The following is a 20,845-nucleotide window of genomic DNA, read 5'->3' as shown; positions in this document are numbered from 1 at the left end:
GCTTACATATGGCCGATATGCGCGCCTCCTCCGCCTTGCATTGCAGAAAAATCTATACTGTATAATTCTAATTCATAACTTTGCCAAGACACTAGTGGTCCGCCCAATTTTTACTGTCAGCAGTTTCTGTTTTCAAGGTTGGTGGACCACGGTAAGTATAAATTGCAGGCAGATGGGAAATGCTAGGATTAAATGGTGAGAGAAGTGGTCCATTTGCAGTAAATGGACCACTCAGTTTTCTTTGGAGGCTGGAAATGGCTTACTTGATCGCTGTGCTGATGGCGGCGCTGAGCTTTATTGTCAATAAGGCGCTGCTAACTCGTATCGGAGTAAAAACGGTGATTACTTACAGTCCTGTCATCGAAGAAAGTGCCAAGACACTGCTATCCTTTTATTTGGGAGCCGATATTTTTTTGACCCATGCCGTATTTGGTCTGATTGAGGCCGGCTATGATTGGCTGACCGGCGGCAGGGGGCGGAGTAAGGCGGCCTTGCTTAGTGTCGCCGGGCATAGTCTGTTTGGTGGCGCGACCGTTGTAACCTTACGGGAAACAGGGCAGATTGGACTGGCTTTGACCGGTGCGATTGTGTTGCACCTGGCCTGGAACCTTTTGGCGGTCAAGCGGCTGCGGGTTTCGTAGGAATTTTAGTCTGACAGTGGAGGCGCGAGAACGTGAGAATCTATTATACTTGCGATTGCTGCGGTGAGCCGATCGATGAAATTGAAGTCGAAGAGGTGGATGATGCGAAGTTTGGCTTTGATTGCTTGACGGCAAAAGAACGCCAGGATATAATTAAAGTCGATACAGCCGCCGGCGTCATGCAGGTGCAATCGCTTTGCGATAAGTGCATCGAGTATCTGGGTTTCCAGGATTCGGGTGACAAGGGAACCGGTCATAGATTTTTGCATTAATGAGTACAATATACAATAAGGGTAGAGCTCATCCCGATGAGGGATCAACATACTTACTAGGGCTTTAGCACTGGCTAAAGCCTCTTTTTGCTGTGGGACGAGAGGTGCTTATGAAAATTTTAACAGAAATGGTTCAGAACGATCCGGCGCTGATGCAAGCTGTTGCCGGATTTACATCGGAAAAAGAACAAAGTCTGGTATACGGGGTTACGGGCAGTCAAAAAAGCCTGCTGCTGGCGACCGCCTTTTTAGCCAAGCCCCGTTCGCTGGTCGTGGTCACGGGAACCTATGACAATCTGGAGCAAATCCGGGAGGATTTGGCGACGCTGCTGCCTGCCGTAGAGGTAGTGGAACTGCCGGTTATTGATATCGTAACCTTTACTGTGACGGCTAAAAGCGCCGAATTATTTGCCCGCCGGATGAATGTGCTGGGCCGCATAGCCCGGGGCGATATCATGATCGTGCTGGCTACGGCCCAGGCGGCTATCCAAAAGGCGCCGCCCCGTCAGGAGTTCTTAAACAGCCGGCTGTCCTTGAGCATTCATGACGAGATCAACCGGGAGCAACTTTTGAATTCATTGGTGCAGTTAGGTTATGAACGGGTTGATCAGGTGGATAGCATGGGCCAGTTTTCGGCCCGCGGCGGCATTATTGATATTTTTGCGGTAAACCAATCACTGCCTGTCCGGCTGGAGTTGTTTGGTGATGAGGTGGATTCGCTGCGTGCCTTTGACGCGGCGACGCAACGGTCAGTGGACAATCTAGAGCAGGTGGATATTCTGCCGCTCTTAGAACCGGTCTATGAAGGAAAGCCGGCGGCATTTTTCTCCTATCTGCCGCCGGGCGGAACAGTGGTGTTCGATGAACCGGCACGTATCCGGGAACAGGTCAGCCAGGTTGTTAAAGAAAACCCCGAACTCAAACGAAAGGTCTTTGGCTGGACCGATCTGGCCAATGCGGCCAAACAGTATTCTGTCGTTTATCTGTCGCTGATGCTGCAAAAAACACCGCAAACTGAGCCGGCGCGGATTACCGGCATTACTGCCAAGGGGATTGCACCCTTTCACAAGCAAATGGATATGTTTTTCAGCGAATTGAAAAGCTGGCTGGAGCGGAAGGTCTTGCCGGTTATTTTGCTGTCCTCCCGGGACAAGGCGGCCGCCATGCAGCAGAATTTGACGCAGGCCGGCATTAAGTCGGTTGTTGGCGATGAGTTGACGGCCAAGAGTGTCGATACGGTGCTGATTGCCACCGGCGTGCTGCACACCGGCTTTGAATTGCCGCAGGCCCGGCTGGCGGTCGTTACCGAACTGGATATCTTCGGACGGCAAAAGAAAAAGCCCCGTCTCAGAGTGGCCAAGGAAAAGAAAATTACCTATTTCCGTGATATTAATGTCGGGGACTATGTAGTGCACGTCAATCACGGCATTGGGAAATATGTCGGGGTGGAGACGCTGGATGTCGGCGGTATCCACAAGGACTATCTGCATATCCGCTATGCCGGGGAAGACAAACTGTATGTGCCCACCGATCAGGTTCATTTGCTGCAAAAGTATATCGGTGCCGAAGGTGAAATCCCGCGTTTGCACCGTATGGGCGGCAGCGAGTGGTTGAAGGTCAAGAGCCGGGCCAAGGCGGCGGTTGCCGATATTGCCAGGGAACTGGTGGCACTCTATGCCGAGCGGCAGGTGCTGCCGGGCTTTGCCTTTGAGCCGGATACTCCCTGGCAGAAGGAGTTTGAAGACGCTTTTCCCTTTGAGGAAACTCCCGACCAGTTGGAGGCTATCAAGGAAATTAAAACCGATATGGAAAAGCAGCGCCCCATGGATCGCCTGCTGTGCGGTGACGTCGGTTTCGGCAAGACCGAGGTAGCCATCCGGGCGGCCTTTAAAGCGGTTATGAGCGGCAAGCAGGTGGCGGTGCTGGTGCCGACCACCGTACTGGCCCAGCAGCATTTCCAGACCTTTAGCTCCCGCATATCCGGCTTTGGGCCGACGGTAGATGTGATTAGCCGGTTTCGCAGCGCCAAGGAACAGAAAGAAACGTTGAGAAAGCTGGCAGCCGGTCAGGTTGACATCTTGATCGGGACGCACCGAATCTTAAATTCCGATCTGGTATTTAAGGATATCGGCCTGCTGGTCGTCGATGAGGAGCAGCGCTTCGGTGTGGCCCAAAAGGAAAAACTAAAAAAATGGAGTACCGGGATTGACGTGCTGACGCTGAGCGCCACACCGATTCCCCGTACCTTGCATATGTCGCTGGTCGGTGCGCGGGACATGAGCATTATTGAAACGCCGCCGGAAAACCGGTTCCCGGTCCAGAGCTATGTGGTTGAATATCATGACGAAATGATTCGTGAGGCCATTAAACGGGAACTGAAACGGGGCGGGCAGGTGTACTTTGTGTATAACCGGGTGCAGACCATCGACAAAATGGCGAAGCATTTAAGTGATATGCTGCCTGATGCCAAGATTAAATGCGCTCACGGGCAAATGCCGGAAGAACTCTTGGAGCAGGTAATGCTTGACTTTTATGAGGGCCATGACGATGTACTGGTCTGCACCAGTATCATCGAGAACGGGCTGGATGTACCCAATGCCAATACCATCATTATTTATGACGCCGATTATTTCGGCCTCTCTCAGCTTTACCAGATGCGGGGCCGGGTGGGACGGTCCCACCAAATGGCGTTTGCCTATTTTACCTACCGGCAGGACAAGGTGCTGACCGAAGTGGCGGAAAAGCGCCTGCAAGCCATTAAGGAGTTTACCGAACTGGGAGCCGGCTTCAAGATCGCCATGCGGGATTTGGAAATCCGGGGGGCAGGTAATATATTAGGTGCGCAGCAGCATGGGCATATCGTCAATGTCGGTTTTGAAATGTACTGCCACATGCTGGATGAGGCGATTCAGGAACTGAAAACAGGTAAAACAGTGGAAGTGCCGGTGGAACCGGTGCTTGAATTTCAGGTGGAAGCTTATATTACCGGTGACTATATCAGCGATGCCATGCATAAAATAGAAATATATCAGCGGATTGCCGCCAGCCGCAGCGACGAGCATTTGAACGAGTTGCTGGATGAACTGATCGACCGTTTCGGTGAACCGCCGGAATGCGTCATGAATCTCTTAACCATTGCCCGCATGAAAAATAAGGCCCGTCAGTTGGGTATCCGGGCGATTATTCAGAAACCCCATTATATTGATATGACGTTCAGCGAGAAGCCGAATGTGGAGATTGAGCGGATTCTGGCGCTGAAAGAAAGCCTGCCCGGCCGGGTTACCATGTTTCCCGGACCGCCAGGCAGCATACAGGTAAAAACAGCAAAATTATCTGATAAATCCCTGTGCCCCTGGTTGCTGAAAAAACTTGAATTGCTTGAAAATCCGGCGGTTATCTCGTCGACAGATCGTTTTTTACCGGCTTGAAGGTCATGAATAAAAGTGTTATGCAGGATATATACTATCACTGAACTGAAATGTCAAATACTGTTTGAAAAGGGGGGATACTGGTGAAAGCAACTGGTATTGTTAGAAGAATTGATGACCTTGGCAGAGTAGTAATCCCGAAAGAAATCAGACGAACATTAAGGATTCGTGAAGGTGATCCGTTAGAGATATATGTGGACCGTGAGGGAGAAGTCATTTTAAAGAAGTATTCTCCGGTAGGAGAATTAGGGGATTTTGCGAAGGAGTACGCCGACTCTTTGTATGAAGCAATCGGACAGATCATTCTGATTGCCGACAGAGACAATATCGTAGCCGTGGCAGGGGCGTCAAAGAAAGAATTTCTCAATAAGCCGCTGGGACCGGCCATTGAAAAGGTCATGGAAGAACGTAAGACCGTGCTGATTAATAATCCCGGCGAAAGCAAGAATGGCAAGGATTGTGTTACTGTCTGCGATGAGGGGGAAACCTGCAAGTTTACGGCGGAAGTCATTGCCCCGATTATTGTGGAAGGTGATGCAATCGGTGCGGTGGTGATCTGTTCCAAACAGGCGGGTGTCCAGATGGCCGATATGGAAACCAAGCTGGCCGAAACAGCAGCAGGCTTTTTGGCTAAGCAGATGTCGCAATAATTGAATAGGTGATCAACAGGTAGCGGACCTTTGTTCGCTACTTTTTTATATCACCGCCAGAGGGTTCCGTTGGCTCCCTCCTATGAAACCCGGGCCGGCGAGCGGGAATTTTTCGATAGCAGGGATATTTTACCGTAGGGGTTCAATATATTAGTAAGGAGGTGGAAACAGAGAGGGAGAATGGTGTGAGCAAAGATAATTTTCTGCGCGGTGCCTTAATCCTCACGGCTGCCGGGATTATCGTGAAACTGATCGGTTCTGTGAACCGTATTTTATTATCCCGGCTGCTGGGCGGTGAAGGCATTGGTTTATATCAAATGGCTTATCCGATCTATTTGCTGGCGCTGAGCCTGTCGTCGGCGGGCATTCCGATTGCCATTTCCATTATGGTGGCCGAAAAAATTGCTGTCCGTGATATCAGCGGCGCCAACCGGGTATTTCGGATATCCTGGAGTGTGCTGGCGGTTACCGGCCTAATGTCCAGTCTGCTGTTATATTGGGGAGCCGGCTGGCTTGTCGAGTACCAGTTGATCAGAGACGCCCGGGCGTATTACGCCATTGCCGCCTTGGCGCCGGCTATTTTTTTTGTAACCGTGCTGTCCAGCTACCGGGGATACTTCCAGGGCTTGCAGCAAATGACGCCGACCGCGGTATCGCAGATTGTGGAGCAACTGGTGCGGGTGGCGGTCATGGTTTGGCTGGCCTATGTGCTGATGCCGCAGGGCCTTGAATATGCGGCGGCTGGCGCCAGTTTCGGGGCGGCTCCCGGGGCGGCGGCCGGTTTGGTTGTGCTGATGTACTATTATTGGCATCGCCGGCCATATCTGTCGCAGCCACGGGAAACGATGAATGCCCGTGATTCGGGCTGGCGGATTATGAAGCGGATTGTGAAATTGGCTTTGCCTGTATCGTTGGCCAATATTATGCTGCCGGTTGTATCCAGCATCGACCTTTTAATTGTGCCGGCCCGTCTGGAAGCGGCGGGATTTTCCATTCAGGAGGCGACAGAACTGTTTGGCTATCTGACCGGTATGGCGACGGCTCTGATCAATCTGCCGACCATCCTGACCGGCTCGCTGGCTGCCAGCCTGGTCCCTTCGGTGGCGGAGGCGTTTACGCTGAAAAACAGCGGCCATATCCAAAGCCGGGTAGCCAAGGCAATCAAAATCGCCAATCTGATTACCATTCCCAGCTTTGCCGGGATGTATCTGTTGGCCACACCCATCTCGGCGATGCTCTATGACGCGCCGGAAGCGGGAATTTCACTGCGGGTTTTGTCTATTGGTGTTGTTTTTCTGGGCATCCATCAGGTTAGCACCGGCGTGCTGCAGGGGTTGGGACGTACGGCTATACCGCTGGTCAATATGCTGATCGCGGCATCCGTAAAAATTGGGTTGAGCTGGTATCTGACGGCGCTGCCGGCGCTGGGCATTCAGGGAGCTGCCTGGGCCACTAATGTGGACTTTGCAGTAGGCGCCCTGCTCAATTTGTATTTTGTCTACCGGTACACCGGCTTTTGCCCAAGGCTTGGTAATATGGCAAAAACGATTATGGCCACTATCCTGATGAGTATTATGGTAATATATACATATGATGCGGCCATGTCCGCCTGGCTGAATAATACCATGGCGACACTGGCGGCGATTGCGGCAGGCAGTCTGGTGTACGGCGCCAGCCTGCTGCTGCTGGGCGGTGTTGAAGAACGGGATGTGGCGGGAATTCCTAAGGCAGGGACCTTTTTGGCAAAGCTGCTGAGACACTTGCAATTATTTAAGAAAAAATAAAGGAGAATGGCATATTATGGGGGATATTACTATCATCGGTCTGGGACCAGGCTCTTTCGGTCTTTTGACACTCGATACGCTGGAACGGCTTACGCAAGCGGACTCCTTGCTGCTGCGCACGGCCAAGCATCCGACGGTAAACGAGCTGGAGAAGCGGGGTATCCGGTTTATCAGCTATGATTACCTGTATGAGGAAAAAGACAGTTTTGCTGAAGTCTATGAGGCGATCGCGGCCGATTGTCTGTGGCAGGCGGTCGAGAAGTCAGTGGTTTACGCCGTGCCGGGCAGTCCGCTGGTTGCTGAAAAAACGGTAACGCTTATTCAGCAAATGGCCAAGGAGCGGAACATCCCGGTAACGGTCTTGCCGGGCATGAGCTTTCTGGAGGTCCTGTACACCCGACTGGGGGTTGATCCGATTGACGGCATTACCGTGCTGGATGCGGCCGATATCGGGCAGGTGGCACCGGATCGGCGGACGGCACTGGTGGTGACACAGGTTTACAATCGCCAGGTAGCTTCGGAAACCAAGCTGTCCTTAATGGATTTTTACCCCGACGATGTGTTGATCACCGTCGTGCAAAATCTGGGACTGACGGATGAAAAGCTGCTGACGGTGCCGCTGTATGAACTGGACAGGCTGCCGTTTATTGATCATCTGACCAGCGTGTACGTGCCTGCCGTGCCGGATACGCAGCAGCGGTTTAGCGTAGAGCCGCTGGTAGAGGTCATGGCCAAGCTGCGTTCACCGGAAGGCTGTGTATGGGACCGGGAACAGGATCATGCCACCCTGCGGAAATACCTGTTGGAAGAAGTCTATGAGGTTCTGGAGGCTATCGAACTGGGTGACCGGGACAAGCTGTGCGAAGAGTTGGGCGATCTTTTGCTGCAGATTGTCTTTCACGCCCGAGTGGCGGAAGAAACCGGTGCTTTTTCTATGCAGGATGTGGTTGACCAGGTGGTGGAAAAGATGATCCGTCGCCATCCTCACGTGTTTGGCGACATTTCGGTACGGGACGCCGCGGAAGTGGTGGTCAACTGGGAAGCCATCAAAAAACGGGAAAAAAGCCATGCCGGACAAAAGTCGGTGCTCGACGGCATTCCAATTCATTTTCCAGCCCTGGCGCGGGCGGCCAAATTGCAGGCAAAAGCAGCTAAAGTTGGCTTCGATTGGGATAATATTGCTCCTGTTTGGGAAAAATTATCGGAGGAACTTGCTGAGCTGCGGGAAGCCGTGCAGGAAGGTCAGGGTCCGGCTGTGGAAGAGGAATTGGGTGATGTCCTGTTTACCGTCGTCAATCTGGCGCGCTTTTTAACCGTTGATGCGGAAATTGCCTTGACCCGGACGAACAATAAATTTGTTAATCGGTTTGCTTATGTCGAACGGCAGGTAACCCTTGCTAATTGCAGTTGGGACAAGTTTACACTGGCTGAATTAGATGAATTTTGGGAGCAAGCGAAGAAAGATGAGGTGAAAAACGGGGAATTTTCCAAAAAATAATAAAAAAATTACTGATTTTAGGTAAATTTTTTGCTATTAGACAGGAATAAAAATATGAACAGCGAATAATGCTATTCGTAACGATTTTCGTGAGGAGGATGGATTTGTGAATAAAACTGAATTAGTAGCCAGCGTTGCTGAAAAATCCGATTTAACCAAGAAGGATGCAGAGAAGGCCATCAACGCCCTGTTTACTACTATTGAAGAAGCTTTGGCCCAGAATGATAAAGTACAGGTGATCGGGTTTGGTACTTTCGAGGTAAAAACCCGTGAAGAAAGAAAGGGCCGTAATCCTCAAACCGGTGCCGAGATTACTATTCCGGCTTCTAAAAACCCGGTCTTCAAGGCTGGCAAAGGCTTAAAGGATGCCGTGAATTAAAATAAGTGGCAGTCTCAAAAACCAGGTTATCTAACCTGGTTTTTATTTAAATGAAAGCACCATGAATGCCATATTATTCATGACACCTCTGATAACTGGCCAGTCAGTAAGGAGTAGTGATGACATGACAGGCAACATTCTTGTAGTCGATGATGAAGTAGCCATACGGGAGCTGGTAAAGTTTAATTTGCAAAAGGAAGGGTACGCGGTTTTAGAGGCGGATAACGGGACTGTTGCTTTACAGACGGCCCGACAGAACAAGCCGGATTTGATCGTGCTTGACTTGATGCTGCCCGAACTGGATGGTCTGGAGGTGTGCCGGAGCCTAAAGAGCCAACAGGCTACGGCCGGTATTCCGATTATTATGCTGACAGCCAAGACAGAAGAGATTGATAAGATCATCGGTCTTGAGCTGGGGGCTGATGATTATATGACCAAGCCGTTCAGTCCCCGTGAACTGGTGGCCCGGGTAAAGGCCGTGCTGCGGCGCAGTCAGAAGGAGCCGGCCGGCACTGGTGAGCTTACCGTTAGCCGTCTGCGGTTTCACTTCAGCCGTTATGAAGTGTTTCTCAACAAGACAAAGCTGGAACTTACCCCGAAGGAATATGAACTTTTGAAATTATTTGTTACAAATATCGGGAAAGTATATACCAGAGAACAGCTTCTCGAAAAAGTATGGGGCTATGAGTACTTTGGCGATACCCGGACGGTCGACGTCCATGTCCGGCACCTGCGGGCCAAGCTGGCGGAAGACAGCGAGGTTGCCGAGGCGATTGAAACAGTGCGCGGTGTCGGTTACCGGTTCCGGGAAATCTAGGGAACCGCTGACTTGTTCACACAGCACATCCTGGCCGGATTTTTTTCCGTCTGGCTACGTCAAGTAAAGCCTTGAAATAGAGACTGCTATTCCTGCGATTTTACTTCCTGGCCGGACGAAAAAATCTCTCGCCAGGCCGGCTCATTAAATCAGCGATTCCCTAGTACTTACAGCATCAGCGCGAACCTAAGGATTACATCCGGCCGGTTCGCGCTTTTTTAATTTTAATCAAAACTTAACAATCAGGCCCCTGCATTTATGGTATAGTGCACAATATAGGCGGCAACACCGCTCAAAACACCTGGTGGACCATCTATGTAGACGGTCCGCTAGCAGGAGGGTATAGTCAAAATGGACTATAAAATACAGGCGAATAAATTGAAGTTATATTATGGGGATATGCTGGCGTTGAAGAAGATTTCCCTCGGTGTGGTAAAAAACAGTGTGCTGGCCCTGATCGGACCGTCGGGTTGCGGTAAATCCACCTTTATTAAGACAATCAACCGGATGAATGATCTGGTCGAGAATGTCCGGATCGAAGGCGAGATTTTATTGGACGGCGTGAATGTGCTGCAGCCGGGAACCGACGTGGTTATGCTGCGCAAACGGGTGGGGATGGTATTTCAGCGCCCCAATCCCTTTCCCATGTCGATTTTTGATAATGTCGCTTACGGGCCGCGGATTCATGGCATCACCAATAAAGCGACGCTGGCCGATATTGTGGAACGTAGCCTCACAGGCGCGGCGTTGTGGGAAGAGGTGAAAGACCGCCTGCATCAGTCGGCTATGGGTATGTCAGGCGGCCAGCAACAGCGTCTCTGTATCGCCCGTCTGCTGGCTGTAGAACCGGAAGTGCTGCTGATGGACGAACCCTGTTCGGCTCTTGATCCCATATCGACGATGAAGATTGAAGAATTGGTTACCGAGCTGAAAAACAGGTATACCATCATTATGGTAACGCATAATATGCAGCAGGCGGCCCGGGTATCGGATCAGACCGCCTTTTTCTTAAACGGCGAACTGGTGGAGCACGGCAAGACCGATGCTATTTTTACCAAGCCGCAGGATAAACGGACCGAGGATTATATTACCGGGCGGTTCGGTTAATGAGAACGCTTTGGAGGAGGGAAAAGCATGCCAAGTACCAGACAAGGTTATAATCAGGAATTGGAGGCGCTGCGACAGGAGATTTTGCAAATGGGCCATATGGTGGTCCGGGCGATTGAAGAAGCGGTGCTCTCCCTTTCTACCCAGGACCGCGCCCTGGCCCGTAAGGTCATGGAAGGGGATGACGCCATCGACGGGCTGGAAATTGATATTGAGGACAAGTGCATGGTCTTAATCGCCCGGCAGCAGCCGCTGGCCCGCGATCTTCGCATCATCGGCACCGGGCTGAAGATTACTACTGATTTGGAGCGCATGGGAGACCATGCATATGATATTGCTAAAATCACTCTGAAAATTGCCGATGAGCCGTTAATTAAGCCATTGATGGATATACCGCGCATGGCCAAACTGGCTCAAAAGATGCTGCAGGATTCGCTGGAGGCCTATACGACATTGAATGTAGCGCAGTCGGAGGAAGTGTGCCAGGCTGACGATGCAGTGGATTCACTGTATCATCAGGTTGTTCGCGAACTGTTGACTTACATGATGGAAAAGCCGGCCACCATCAGCCAGGCCACGCAAATTCTGTTTGTGGCCAGATACCTGGAGCGCATTGCCGATCATGCCACCAACATTGCCGAGTGGACGATTTATCTGGCTACCGGCGAACGGCTTCGCAAAAAGTAGACGGAGACTTGCTTCGGCGGGTGTTTTGGCATCCTCCGAGGCTTAGCCATCGGATAAATTCACATTTTTTTCTTGTCTGCCAGCATTCAAGATTGGTTACAATAGTAGCTGAGGAGGTGGTGTTATGTTTGAAAGAATGATAAAACAACGTCATTGTTCCAGACGCCGGCATTCCGATATGGATATGCCCGCCATTGTGAAAATGGTGGCGGCAGGAGTTCTGCTTTACTCGGCAGCAAAATATGTAAAGGATGAACTGCTGGATTAAGGACACTTTTTTTCGGATATATCATTAACCTTCTTGCAACCCCCCGGCTGAGGCCGGGGGGTTGCTTGTCAAGCTAAACGAAAAAAATTCTCATCTAGCTTGACGAAGGATTTTTTTTACTCTATACTTTAATAAGAATATTCTTATTAACCAAAGATCAAGGAGGATGTTATGAAGTCAGTTCGCTTAGTATGGATGATTGTGGCAGTTGTGGCGGCCGGAGCGCTTTTTCTCTCAGGCTGCGGCAAACAGGCCGACAGTACCGCTACGGCGGGTTCGGGCCTGAAGGTAGTGACCACCATGTATCCGGTGTATGAGTTTGCCAGGCAGGTAGCCGGTGATAAGGCAGAGGTCAGCATGCTCATTCCGCCCGGTGCCGAACCTCACGACTGGGAGCCAAGTCCTAAAGACCTGGCCAAGATAAAGACCGCCAAACTCTTTTTATACCAGAATGCCGGATTGGAACCAGTGGATAAGCTGCTAAAGCCGGATGTGCTGGGGGACGCGAAGGCCGTGGAGGTCAGCCGGGGTATTCAACTGATGGAAGGACCGGCCGAAGAGGAGGAAGCTGACGGGCAGGAAGCGAAGCATGCGGCTAAAGACGCCCAGCATGAACATATGGATGTTCACGTATGGCTGGACCCTGTTGCGGCTCAGCAGGAAGTGGATACGATTGTGCAGGCCCTGAGTGAGGCTGATCCTGAGAATAAGGCATATTATGAACAGAACGGCGAAAAATTCAAAGCCGAATTGCAAGCTTTGGATCAGGAATACCGGACGACGCTGGCCAACGTGTCCAGCCGGGATATTGTTACAAGTCATGCCGCCTTTGGCTATCTGGCTAAACGGTACAATCTGCAGCAGGTTGCCATCATGGGACTTTCGCCGGACAGTGAACCGACGCCGGAAAAAATGGCCAATGTGGTGCAGTTCTGCCGCGAACATAACGTAAAATACATATTCTTCGAGACCGTTGTCAGCCCCAAGCTGGCCCAGACCATCTCGAAAGAAACCGGTGCCGGCCTGTTGGTGCTTAATCCGGTAGAGAGTCTCGGCGAAGACGAATTGAAGCAAGGTAAAAACTATGTGACCGTTATGCGGGAGAATCTGGTTAACCTGAAAAAGGCGCTGCAGGAATAAATCTCTGTGGTGATATTATTTGCTGGTAACAGGCCAGATGTGTGGCAAAATAGCTTGTCGTCCTTTTGGCATTGCCCCAAAAGGACCAAAAAGGCTAGGCCTGTCCTCCAACATACTTGAAAAATTGTCGGCCTCCTAAAATCCGTAAACTCGCTTCGCTCAAACAAACGGATTTCTTAACGGAAGCCAGCAATTTTTCATCCTTCGGAACGTATGTTTCCGGAAAAGGCCAAAACGGGGAACGGAAAGAGGTTGTTGCAATAACTTGCAACAACCTCTTTTTTATAAGCGCAGGGCTGCTTCGGCAGCCAGCGGTGACCGCTCGCACTCGTCATGCTGCAGCGTTACCTGGAAGCATAGTTTGGAACCGCGCATTTTTTCACTGGCATAGGACAGGCCGTTGGAGCGGCTGTCGAGGAAAGGATGGTCAATTTGTTCCGGGTCGCCCAGCAGAATGATTTTCGTGCCCAGCCCGGGACGGGTGATCACCCCTTTAGCCTGCCGGGGCGTGGAGTTTTGCATTTCGTCCAGGATCATCCAGTATTTTTGCAGCGAACGCCCCCGCTGATAAGCCAGTGCTTCGGTTTGAATGGTCCGTTTGTCAAACAGCATTTGCACGGTGTCCTCAGCCTGGGCGATTTCCTTGGCCTCCGTCATATTGTGGCCGGCCAGCAGCAAAAAGAGATTATCCCGTATAGCCCTCATATAGGGATCAATTTTTTCTTTTTCCGAACCGGGCAGAAATCCGATGTCCTCATCCATCGGAATATTGGGTCGGCAGATTAAGAGGTGGTGGTAATCCCGGGGGCGGCACTCGAGCTGTTTATAGAGGCCCACCGCCAGGGCGTAGAAGGTCTTGGCGGTCCCGGCCGGCCCCTTGATAATGACCAGCGGGGCTTCGGCGGCGCTCATCATCAAGCACTCTTGCATAAAGATCTGGCCAATGTTGCGGGGAATCACGCCGAAAGGATTGCGGTTGGCGTAACGAAGATGGACGACCTGTTTTCCGTCAAACCGTCCCAGCGCGGTATGGCGCTCATTATCGGTGGACTTGATGAGGAGAAACTGATTGGTTTCCAGTGTCGCCGGAACTATTGTATGGCTGGGTTCATCGTAGACGAACAAAGCCTCGGGGGAAATGGTATGCCCATCGTCGTCATGGAAGGTATTGATGATCTCCGAGGAGGTGTATACGACCAGACGGCCGGTATACTGTTTTTCAATACTGGCGACTTTATCGTTCAGGTAATCCTCTGCCTGTATCTTCAGAATGGTCGCCTTGACCCGCATATTGGTATCACGGCTTACCAGGATAGTGGGGTGGCCTTGTTCCATAAAGCCCTTGCAAACCTGGAGAATACGGTTATCGCCTTTGCTGCGGTCCCAATGAGGCGGCAGTGTGGTGTCCAGATGATTGGTTTCGATGCGCAAGCTCCCTCCCTGCTCGGAAAAGGGAACACCGGCCAGCAGGTTGCCTTGTGTGCGAAACCGGTCAAGAATCCGGCTGACCTCGCGGCTGTTGGCGCCGCGGTCGCTGGATTCACTTTTAAAGCGGTCTAATTCTTCGAGAACAACTTCAGGAATAATGACGGTATGTTCATTGAAAGCAAATAGTGACTGAGGAGAGTGAAGCAGTACGTTCGTATCCAGTACGTAATACTTATTCAATACAATCCCTCTTTCCTGAGAATATTGACCTGCCTATATACAGTATATGCGAAGCCGGCGGGCTATGAGTTATGGTTTCTTTAAAATCAGGTAAAACCAACCGCGAAACGATGTTATCGCTCCGCGGTTGGCAGTGAGGGGAACTACTATTCTGATTGTTTTTCCGTCGTCGGGCCAAGCGGCAGCCGTAAGGTGAAGGCCGTGCCTTGGTTGAGTTCGCTGGTTACGTCAATCTGGCCGCCATGCATTTCGGTAATGAATTTGACAATGGCCAACCCCAGCCCGGTACCGCCGGTGCTGCGGGTCCGGGCCCGTTCCACCCGGTAAAACCGTTCGAAAATCAGGGGCAGGTCCTGGGCCGGAATGCCCAGACCGGTATCTTGGATTCTGATACAGGCCTGGGCCGCTTCCTGCCAGGCTGTAATGATAATTTTTCCTTCGTTGGGTGTGTATTTGTTGCTGTTGTCCAGTAAATTGACTAACGCCTGTTTTAACCAGTCAGGATGAGCGGGAATCGTCAGGTTTTCTGCCACTTCCAGCGACAGATGCTGTTCTTTTCGTTCGATATTCGGCAGTAGTTCCTGAACTACCGTCTCTAATAGTGGCTGCAGCTTGACCGGTTCCAGACTGATTTGCTGACGGTATTCCTGGGAATTAAGCTTGGCCAGTTGCAGCAAGTCCTCTACCAGCCGGTGCATGCGTTCAGCCTGGTTGTGGATGATGCTGACAAAGCGGCTGCTCAGCTCAGGGTCCTGGAGGGCGCCGTCCAGCAGCGTTTCAGCAAAGCCCTTAATGGCGGTCAGCGGGGTGGCTAGTTCATGCGAGGCGTTGGCCACAAACTCGGCCTGACGCTCGTGGATTTCCTGCAGTACGGTTATATCGTGGAACACGGTAAGAACACCTGTAGTTTCCTGTTCAGGGTCAATGGTGGGTGCGACAAAAACCCGGAATACCCGTTTGTTGCCGCCGATATTGGTTTTTAAGTCAATCGATTTGTTTACGGAAGACTGGAGGGTCTCCTGAATAGCCTGATTAAGCAGGCTATTGCCGATAACCTGCAGATTATGCTGCCCCATCATGGCATCGGCAATGGAAAAGGTGTCTTTGGCCATTTTGTTGATGGTCGTAACCCGGCCGTAGCGATCAAGCAGGATAACGGCATTATCCATATGCTGTAAAATTAGCGATAGCTTCTGCGTTTCTGCCTGGGCTTCATGAATTTTGTCATCCAGATTGGATGCCAGATTGTTTAGCGCCTGAGACAGAAAGTCGAGCTCGTCGCCGGTGTGGGTGTGGACACGACGTTTAAGGTCTCCGTTGGCAATAGCGAGGGCAGCGCTGGTGATCTCCTCCAGCGGTGCCGTGTAGTGCTTGGCCAGCCGCAAACTAAGCAGAATGGTCAGCAGCGCGACCAGGAAGAGCGCAGCCAGCACGGCCGAGCGGATTTGGCCGAACCCGGCCTCTACATAGGCCAGCGTACTGGCGATACGGACTACTCCTAATAGTTCACCCTGCTGCCGGATGGGAATAGCCGCATATAATAGATTCTGATGCAAGGTAGTACTATAGCGGATGCTGGTGCCGGTACCCTGGCGGATAGCGTCGCTGATTTCCGGCCGGGACAGATGATTTTCCAGCATTTCCGGATTCTCCCACGAGTCGGCCAACACCGTTCCGGCCGTATCGACTATCGTAATCCGCAGATTATTTTTGGCGGCCAGTTCCTTGACCTCCGGATCAAGGGAGGCTTTGCCCTCCGGGGTATGCATGGAATGAAGCAGGAACTGCTCGGTAACCTGGGCGTGGGTTAATAAGTTGCTGGTCAGGCTCTCCAGGTTGTGTTGGTAAAAGTACCAGAGAATATAGCCGCCCAATAAAGACAGGGTAATAATCCCCAGCAATAAAAAAGAAACAAGCAGTCTGGAGCGGATTCCCCAGCGGAACATAGCCGACACCTCCCGGAAATATAATGCCTTCATTATACAGCCTTTGATTAAGACCGTGCAATGCCTATAGCCGGCTATGCCGGCGGCGGCGGCTTTATTTAACAAAAAATTAACAAGAGTTAATATGTGCTTAACAAGTAGTACAATTTGTCTGTGATATGCTATCATTGTAATCATAGAATGCGATGTTTAGGGAGGCGGGACAATATGTCGAGGCAAATCAAAAACATCTTGATTTTGTCGGCTTCTATTGGTTCGGGCCATGACCGGGCGGCGAACGCGCTTGCCGGCGCACTGCAAAGCAGATATCCGCTGGCACAGATTACGGTAGTTGATTTTATGGATGGCGAAAGGTCTTATCTGACTGGCTTTATGAAGGAAACCTATCTGACAATGCTCCGTTTGTCACCTAATATATACGATGTTTTATACCGGTGGACCCAAAACGGCCGGCAGGGAACGGGAATGGGAACCCTAATGGCCCGGGTTTTACAGGAAAGTATGATGGAAATTATTGAAACTTATCAACCGGACTGGCTGATTGCGACCCATCCATTTTCCTGCGGCGCGGCCGCCTATTTGAAGCGGAAGGGGAGAATCCATATCCCGCTAATAGGTGTGATCACTGACTTTGCTGTACACCGTCTGTGGGTATATCCGGAAGTGGATTGTTATTTCGTTGCCGTGCCGGAATTGCGGGAGGCTTTGCTGGAGCAAGGTGTAGCCGCGGCTAAAATAAATGTAACCGGCATTCCCATTGATTCCCGGTTTTCCCAGGCTGTAGACCGGTCGGCAGCCGGCCGGCGGCTGGGGCTGGCAGCTGATTGCCACACCGTGCTGCTCATGGGCGGTGGTTTGGGGCTGGGTGGCGTGAGCCAGGCGATTTATGTGCTGAATGAAATTGCCCTGCCGCTGCAACTGGTGGTGGTGGCAGGTAAGAATCGGAAATTGTATAAAAAATTAAAAGTGGTTACAGGGGCTTCCGGCCATCCGGTCAAGCTGCTGGGCTACACCAGTCAGGTGCCGGAACTGATGGCGGCGGCCGATGTACTGATTACTAAACCGGGTGCCCTGACGATCAGTGAGGCGCTGAGTATGAAACTGCCAATGTTGCTGTATGCGCCGATTCCGGGCCAGGAAAAGGAAAATGCAGCTTACTTGGATGCCAAAGGAGCGGCGTTCTGGGTAAGAAATGACGCTGAATTAAAACGGCTCCTGACCGGCATGATTGTGAACGGCAATATTGCGGCTTTTGTACAGGAGAATGCACAAAAGCTTGGACAGCCAAGGGCGGCGGAAGCGATTGCCGCTATTATCAGCCGCCGCTTCGATAAACGGGGAATCGTAGCTGGTTTCTAAATCGGTGGGCGAGGAGTGATGCTGTGTGCAAGGGAGCCAATCTCCTTCTGTGAAATATTCCGGTACAACGCTGATGCTGGCGATAGCCAGTCCGTTGCAGGGTCTGCTTGACCGTCCGGGTATTACTCATGAATTCTGCAACAGGCAGGCTGTTGCTACTTTGAAAAAAGACGGACTCATGGGGAGCGCGGTGTTTTTTGAAAGTTATTTGGCTGAATTGAACGCTGGCGTCTACTGGGCGGACGGCGGCTGGAAAAATGCCGGCCATTACTTTGATCCGGTCAGTGGCAGGGGATTGTGGCATTTTAGCAATGCTCTCGCCGAACTGCAGAGTTATTACAACCGGGGATTGCAGCACTTTGAGTTTGGCGAAATCGCCAAGGCCGTATTCTTTTTGGGAGCGGCGGCGCACCTGCTGCAGGATGTGTGTGTGCCGCACCATGCCAGAGCCAAACTGTTTTGCGGTCACCGCGAGTATGAACGCTGGGCCGAGCAGCATCATCACGAGTTTGCCGTCGAAGGACAGGGCGTATATGACAGTGAGCACCCCTGCCGGCTTGCTTTACATAACGCGTTAGTTGCTGCCGATCTGCTCGAGTGGGTGAATGAAACGGCAAGTATTACGGACTTTCGCTCGGCAACACGGGTATTGTTACCGCTGGCCCAACGCACTACAGCCGGCTTACTGCAACGGTTTTCCGAACAGGTTGGGCTGCCGCAGCAGAGTTTGAACGGCGGGTAACCGCGAAGGGAACCACCGACTTACCTCATCAACCCTAAACCTGTGAATACTGACGGCCTATTTTCCGCAAGCCTTCGTTGTCGTCAGGAGGCATACTAACGGTATGCCTCCTTCCTCCGCCTTGTCTCGCGAAAAATAGCCTCGCCATTATTCTTACAGCTTTAGGATTGACAAGGTACTAGTGGTCAACCAACTCTGAAAATACAATTCCTTTACGGTCCTTTTTCCGCAAGGCCTCGTTGTCGTCGACTTACCTATGTTCGATAGGTGCGTCTCCTCCGCCTTGCCTTACGAAAAAATTCCCGCAAATTAATTTGTACTTTCAAAGTGGGCGAATCACTGGCGGATCTTTTTCCGTCTGGCTGCGGCAGCAAAATTTTGAAATAGGGGCCGCTATTCCTGCGCTTTTGCTTCCTTGCCAGTCGAAAAAATCTCTCGCCAGGCCGGCAGGCTCATTAAATCAGCGGTTCCCTAAAAAACAGTTGCTTAATAGAATAAAAAAATGTTATCGGAGGAACCAATGTGCTGGCACTTAAGTGGGAAGCCTCAAAAAAACCGGCTAACCGTGCCGCAGATGGTGCAATGAATGATACGATGATCACGTCAGATATGCTACAGGAGTTTGAGCAGATTCTTGCCAATAAACAAATCCGGCCGGTTTTTCAACCGATTGTATCGTTAGCCAATGGGACGGTTGCCGGTTATGAAGCCTTGAGCCGGGGCCCGCAGACCTCTCCATTGGAGAGTCCTGCATTGTTGTTTTTAGCCGCCGAGCAGAGTGGCAAGGTTTGGGATTTGGATTTTTTATGCCGGACAAAGGCTCTGGAAAAGGCAAAGCATCTGTCGGACATGCAGATGCTGTTTATTAATGTGGACCCGAAAATCATCAACGATGCCCGTTTTGAAAAGGGTATCACCAAGGAAATTCTGGACAGCTATCAGATTGACGCAACCAAAATTATTTTTGAAATTACCGAAAAAACTTCAATCAACGATTATAAAAGTTTTCGGCGGGTGCTGGACAATTATACCAGTCAGGGCTATAAGATTGCGATTGATGATACCGGGTCCGGTTATTCGGGCCTGAAAATGCTGGCTGAAACCAGACCGCAGTTTGTGAAAATCGACATGGATCTGGTGCGCGATATTGATAAGGACTCGCTAAAACAGGCATTGATGCGGGCTTTTCAGGAGTTTGCCGTATTGACGAATATGAAAATTATTGCTGAGGGCATTGAAACTGTTGATGAGCTCAACACCTTAATCTCTATTGGCATTCCTTATGGGCAAGGTTTTTTCCTGGGCCGGCCAGAGCCGGAATTTAACGATATTTTGCCGGCCATCAGGCAGCATGTTATAGACAAGCAGGAGCAAAAGCAGCAAGAACTCTTTCATACGCCGCTGACTATACCGATCGGTGATATTGCCCGCCGCGATCCGGCGTTTGAAGTCAGCATAATCGGCTCGCAGGCTATTGAGCACTTTGACTGTAATCCCAACTTAATGGGGATTACCATTGTTCAGGACAGTTATCCGGTAGGTCTTTTGATGCGCAATACCCTCTTTGGCCGACTAGGCACCCAGTACGGCGTAGCTGTATACACCAAGCGGCAGGTAAGCCTGCTTATGGATCGCAATCCGCTGATTGTTGATTATTATATGCCCCTGGACCAGGTATCTAAATTCGCCGTGTCCCGTCCGGAAAAAAATTTATATGACTATATTATCGTAACGCGCAATGGCCTGTATTATGGCATTACTACAGTAAAAGCCCTGCTGGAAAAAACTACTCAACTGGAGGTCAACCGCGCTAAGCATTGTAATCCGCTCAGCGGGCTGCCGGGCAATATTCTGATTGAGGAAAAACTGCGGCTGGAGCTGGAACGGCGGGCCGATTTTGCCGTGCTCTATTTTGATTTGGACAATTTTAAAGCCTACAACGACACCTACGGATTTGACAACGGCGACAAGGTGTTGTCCATGCTGGCCCAGATGATTCAACAGCAGGTGATGCTTTGGGGCAACCGGGATTGTTTTGTCGGGCATATTGGCGGCGATGATTTTATCGCCGTGGTAAAACAGGTGGAGGTGGAAGTCCTATGCCAGTCGCTCATCGAATTGTTTGATAACCGGATTTTGGATTTTTATACCGAGCGGGATAAAAACAAGGGATATATTATTGCCAAAAACCGGCATGGTGTGGAAGAAAAATATCCGCTGATTTCCCTGTCCATTGCCGTGGTAAAAAATCAGGCCGGCCAGTTCAAGTCGACGGCTGCACTGGCTGAAACCGCCGGAGGCGTAAAAAAACGCTGTAAAGTGATCTGGAAAAGCTGCTACTTTGTTGGGCCTGAAGCCTGCGGCCATTGAACAGTTGTTCTTTCTTCAGTAATTAAAGAGTTGGTGTAAATCCGCAAATCCGGCATTGGCCGGCTTTTCCTTTTTCGGAAGGCCGTTGG

The 20,845-nt window shown here is 51.0% G+C and carries 17 protein-coding genes; 15 read left to right on the top strand and 2 right to left on the bottom strand.

All coding sequences use genetic code 11. The features are described 5' to 3' along the window. Positions 1-254: 254 nt before the first annotated feature. The 12 genes from F3H20_RS13070 (at position 255) to F3H20_RS13020 (ending at position 12,671) form a co-directional block, all read left to right on the top strand. Positions 255-641 (top strand): hypothetical protein, encoded by a 387-nt coding sequence (locus F3H20_RS13070; RefSeq protein ID WP_149735359.1) that lies wholly within the window; start codon positions 255-257, stop codon positions 639-641. A gap of 32 nt (positions 642-673) precedes the next feature. After that, on the top strand, positions 674-913 hold the full coding sequence (locus F3H20_RS13065) for an anti-sigma-F factor Fin (protein ID WP_149735358.1): 240 nt from the start codon (positions 674-676) through the stop codon (positions 911-913). A gap of 110 nt (positions 914-1,023) precedes the next feature. Next, positions 1,024-4,341 (top strand): transcription-repair coupling factor, encoded by a 3,318-nt coding sequence (gene mfd / locus F3H20_RS13060; protein ID WP_149735357.1) that lies wholly within the window; start codon positions 1,024-1,026, stop codon positions 4,339-4,341. A gap of 83 nt (positions 4,342-4,424) precedes the next feature. Next, complete coding sequence (spoVT, locus tag F3H20_RS13055) at positions 4,425-4,991, top strand: stage V sporulation protein T (RefSeq protein ID WP_149735356.1); 567 nt, start codon at positions 4,425-4,427, stop codon at positions 4,989-4,991. Between the two features lie 185 nt (positions 4,992-5,176). Next, complete coding sequence (locus F3H20_RS13050; RefSeq protein ID WP_149735355.1) at positions 5,177-6,775, top strand: putative polysaccharide biosynthesis protein; 1,599 nt, start codon at positions 5,177-5,179, stop codon at positions 6,773-6,775. 16 nt (positions 6,776-6,791) lie between these two features. Then, positions 6,792-8,273 (top strand): bifunctional methyltransferase/pyrophosphohydrolase YabN, encoded by a 1,482-nt coding sequence (locus F3H20_RS13045; RefSeq protein ID WP_149735354.1) that lies wholly within the window; start codon positions 6,792-6,794, stop codon positions 8,271-8,273. Between the two features lie 106 nt (positions 8,274-8,379). Then, positions 8,380-8,652, top strand: a complete 273-nt coding sequence (locus tag F3H20_RS13040) for an HU family DNA-binding protein (protein WP_091745427.1) — start codon at positions 8,380-8,382, stop codon at positions 8,650-8,652. A gap of 124 nt (positions 8,653-8,776) precedes the next feature. Further along, entirely contained in the window at positions 8,777-9,469 is a 693-nt protein-coding gene (locus F3H20_RS13035) for a response regulator (RefSeq protein ID WP_149735353.1), read from the top strand. Positions 9,470-9,820: 351 nt separating this feature from the next. Further along, entirely contained in the window at positions 9,821-10,576 is a 756-nt protein-coding gene (gene pstB / locus F3H20_RS13030; protein WP_091745423.1) for a phosphate ABC transporter ATP-binding protein PstB, read from the top strand. A gap of 27 nt (positions 10,577-10,603) precedes the next feature. After that, positions 10,604-11,263: a phosphate signaling complex protein PhoU gene (gene phoU, locus F3H20_RS13025; RefSeq protein ID WP_091745421.1), complete on the top strand. Its 660-nt coding sequence runs from the start codon at positions 10,604-10,606 to the stop codon at positions 11,261-11,263. 124 nt (positions 11,264-11,387) lie between these two features. Continuing rightward, positions 11,388-11,531: a hypothetical protein gene (locus F3H20_RS19960; RefSeq protein WP_177173501.1), complete on the top strand. Its 144-nt coding sequence runs from the start codon at positions 11,388-11,390 to the stop codon at positions 11,529-11,531. Positions 11,532-11,702: 171 nt separating this feature from the next. Next, positions 11,703-12,671: a metal ABC transporter substrate-binding protein gene (locus tag F3H20_RS13020; protein WP_149735352.1), complete on the top strand. Its 969-nt coding sequence runs from the start codon at positions 11,703-11,705 to the stop codon at positions 12,669-12,671. A gap of 282 nt (positions 12,672-12,953) precedes the next feature. On the opposite strand, the gene F3H20_RS13015 is transcribed toward F3H20_RS13020, so the two are convergent. Together F3H20_RS13015 and F3H20_RS13010 are read right to left on the bottom strand one after the other, a co-directional pair. Continuing rightward, positions 12,954-14,339, bottom strand: a complete 1,386-nt coding sequence (locus F3H20_RS13015; protein WP_149735351.1) for a PhoH family protein — start codon at positions 14,337-14,339, stop codon at positions 12,954-12,956. A gap of 146 nt (positions 14,340-14,485) precedes the next feature. Further along, positions 14,486-16,285: an ATP-binding protein gene (locus tag F3H20_RS13010; protein ID WP_149735350.1), complete on the bottom strand. Its 1,800-nt coding sequence runs from the start codon at positions 16,283-16,285 to the stop codon at positions 14,486-14,488. A gap of 207 nt (positions 16,286-16,492) precedes the next feature. On the opposite strand from F3H20_RS13010, the gene F3H20_RS13005 reads away from it, so the two are divergent. The 3 genes from F3H20_RS13005 (at position 16,493) to F3H20_RS12995 (ending at position 20,756) form a co-directional block, all read left to right on the top strand. Further along, entirely contained in the window at positions 16,493-17,644 is a 1,152-nt protein-coding gene (locus tag F3H20_RS13005; protein ID WP_188128325.1) for an MGDG synthase family glycosyltransferase, read from the top strand. Between the two features lie 49 nt (positions 17,645-17,693). Continuing rightward, complete coding sequence (locus F3H20_RS13000) at positions 17,694-18,386, top strand: zinc dependent phospholipase C family protein (RefSeq protein ID WP_188128324.1); 693 nt, start codon at positions 17,694-17,696, stop codon at positions 18,384-18,386. A gap of 522 nt (positions 18,387-18,908) precedes the next feature. Next, on the top strand, positions 18,909-20,756 hold the full coding sequence (locus tag F3H20_RS12995; protein WP_223191759.1) for a GGDEF domain-containing protein: 1,848 nt from the start codon (positions 18,909-18,911) through the stop codon (positions 20,754-20,756). Positions 20,757-20,845 lie beyond the last annotated feature (89 nt).

This window comes from Propionispora hippei DSM 15287, assembly GCF_900141835.1.
Lineage (GTDB): Bacteria > Bacillota > Negativicutes > Propionisporales > Propionisporaceae > Propionispora > Propionispora hippei.
This window is presented reverse-complemented; position numbering and strand designations above follow the sequence as displayed.